Source organism: Shewanella sp. BJSY2023SW005 (genome assembly GCF_047314585.1).
In the GTDB taxonomy this organism is placed as follows: domain Bacteria; phylum Pseudomonadota; class Gammaproteobacteria; order Enterobacterales; family Shewanellaceae; genus Shewanella; species Shewanella algae.
In genome coordinates this window covers 1-2,374 of record NZ_JBKORJ010000013.1, presented here as the reverse complement: position 1 = coordinate 2,374, position 2,374 = coordinate 1, and the positions used below count along the sequence as shown (strand labels likewise).

1 protein-coding gene, 2 tRNA genes, 2 rRNA genes and 1 pseudogene are annotated in these 2,374 nt (G+C 46.8%); 4 read left to right on the top strand and 2 right to left on the bottom strand.

Going from position 1 to position 2,374, the window contains the following annotated elements; genetic code table 11:
- The first annotated feature begins 19 nt into the window (after window positions 1–19).
- From ACMHXI_RS01820 to rrf (ACMHXI_RS01805), 4 genes are all read left to right on the top strand, one after another.
- Window positions 20–95, top strand: a tRNA-Val gene (locus ACMHXI_RS01820).
- Window positions 96–211: 116 nt separating this feature from the next.
- A 5S ribosomal RNA gene (rrf, locus tag ACMHXI_RS01815) occupies window positions 212–327 on the top strand.
- Window positions 328–377: 50 nt separating this feature from the next.
- Window positions 378–453, top strand: a tRNA-Thr gene (locus ACMHXI_RS01810).
- 40 nt (window positions 454–493) lie between these two features.
- Window positions 494–609, top strand: a 5S ribosomal RNA gene (rrf, locus tag ACMHXI_RS01805).
- A gap of 159 nt (window positions 610–768) precedes the next feature.
- On the opposite strand, the gene ACMHXI_RS01800 is transcribed toward rrf (ACMHXI_RS01805), so the two are convergent.
- Window positions 769–1,287, bottom strand: a complete 519-nt coding sequence (locus ACMHXI_RS01800; RefSeq protein ID WP_037437727.1) for an IS630 family transposase — start codon at window positions 1,285–1,287, stop codon at window positions 769–771.
- A 59-nt stretch (window positions 1,288–1,346) separates the two neighbouring features.
- Window positions 1,347–1,607, bottom strand: a pseudogene (locus ACMHXI_RS01795) (helix-turn-helix domain-containing protein); the annotation flags it as partial.
- Window positions 1,608–2,374 lie beyond the last annotated feature (767 nt).

Sequence of the window (2,374 nt, the reverse complement as noted above, 5' to 3'; positions counted from 1 at the left end):
GAGCACAGCCAAGAATACCGGTCGCTTAGCTCAGCCGGGAGAGCACCTCCCTTACAAGGAGGGGGTCACTGGTTCGATCCCAGTAGCGACCACCACATTTCAAAGCAACAGCTTTCTGAATTTAGGAATGAATTTATCAAATACATCCCTGTATTTGACCCTAACGGGCCGCGCTAAAGCGCGTTTAAAATTTGTTCCATACAATTTTATGTCTGGTGACAATAGCATTGTGGTCCCACCTGATCCCATCCCGAACTCAGAAGTGAAACGCAATCGCGCCGATGGTAGTGTGGGGTCTCCCCATGTGAGAGTAGGTCATCGCCAGACGCCCAATTTCTGATTTTTACTTTAGATAAAGTGAAATCAAAGTTGAATTCGCTGATATGGCTCAGTCGGTAGAGCGCATCCTTGGTAAGGATGAGGTCCCCAGTTCGATTCTGGGTATCAGCACCATATTCAGCTGCTAGGCACTAAATAGCAGCAACAAAATTTGTCTGGTGACAATAGCATTGTGGTCCCACCTGATCCCATCCCGAACTCAGAAGTGAAACGCAATCGCGCCGATGGTAGTGTGGGGTCTCCCCATGTGAGAGTAGGTCATCGCCAGACGCCCAATAAACGATGGATCCCCAGCACTTTGTGTTGGGGATTTTTCGTTTTAATTGCATTTTGAAATGTCCACTCTCACATGGGGAAGATAAAGAGTCCGAACGCAGTGAGCTTGCTCGAAGCTGGCCATCGCCAGACGGCTAATGCCAATTTGATTAATTATCTTGTTAGATTCATCCAGTCTCTGAAGCACAAAGATTTAACCCGACCGGTATCCTCAATGAAGGTATTCCAGGCTCGGGATACTTGGTCAACAATTTGCTCGTAGCAATCGAATACTCGGTTGGAAAGACAGTGTTGTCTGAGCCATTGCCAAACTTGCTCCATCGGGTTCAGCTCTGGAGAATAGGCGGGTAACTTAATCAAAGTGAGATTTGAGAAAGGCATTGCCGTATCCATAGTATGCCAGCCTGCGCCATCAACGATGACCACTGCATGCCGGTCGCTCTCGGTTGCCAACGATATCAATTCAAGGTGAAGCATCATGGCATCTTTGTTGACCAAGGGCGTAATCAATGCTTCCGTTTTACCGCTACTTGGGCACACTGCCCCAAACAGATACCCATAATCAAATTGCTGCTGTTCGACGACACGGGGACGGCTACCCCGTTTTGCCCAAAGTCTTGTCGTTTGGTTTTGTTGACCAAATCTGGCTTCGTCTTGGAACCACACATCCACACGCTCAGTGGAAGATGACCCGGGATGAGACTGAAATCAAGCGCATGGAGTAAGCGGTACACATTGGCCAAGCTATAGCTCACATGCAGGTCGTTACAGATATAAACTCTGATATCTTCAGCTATTAAGTGTCCACCGTCCTGCTTGATAGCATTCTTCTCGATAAACTTTTTAAGTTGCTCTAATTGATGAGGAGAGAGTTGATTGGGTCGTCCGGGTTTAGGTTTATCAAGCAAACCATCGAGCCCATCAGCCAGGTAATTTGCGACCCAAGCATTAACACTGGTGCGACTCACACCAAGTAGGGCTGTTAATGACATAGTTGTCCGTGCGTATTCTTGATAAATGCAGCCGCCGCAACTGAGCTAATGAATATCCTTTTAGTTTGCCTTTGCAGAGTGGTAGGCATTAATCGTTTATCTCTAGCTATTCACCAATGCTCCAAGTTTCCCCAGGCTGCACAGAGCAATGTGGTTTGTCAGTAGGCGCAGTTATTTATCGTTGGCTGTATGAACATGTCGGGTATTCAGAGTCGATGAGCCGCGCAGCTAAAGTTTGGGATTCTGGCTTCGAAGCTATGAACTTGGGCACAACCCTGTACTGGATGAGAAAACATTTTAGTAATTATGCAGAATCTCGATTATTTCTGACTGGTTTCATGACTAATAAGGTGTAATACATGAGTTGAATCTTTCCCCTAAGTACGACTACCAGAATTGCTTATACAAATAGGTTTGTGGATAAGTCTGTGGTTAATGAGTAGGTAAGCTGTGTAGTTGAACGGGGTTTCTACAGTCGACCAATAAATTGAGTTTTTCTTTTAAAAAGCCCTTGCACAAAAGTTTTGGCTCCCTATAATGCGCTCCCACTGACACGGCACAGCGGCAACGCGAAAGACGTGACAGGGTCGAAGAAAACGGCTCTCGAGTCCTTTCACCGACAGGCGAAAAAAGATGGTAAATACCTCTTGACGCCGCAGCAGGAAAGCGTAGAATACGCAGCCCTGACCCGATGGCCGCAGCGCCTAAGGGATTGCTCTTTAACAAGATAAACAAGCAAATCTGTGTGGACACTCACAGGCATTGAG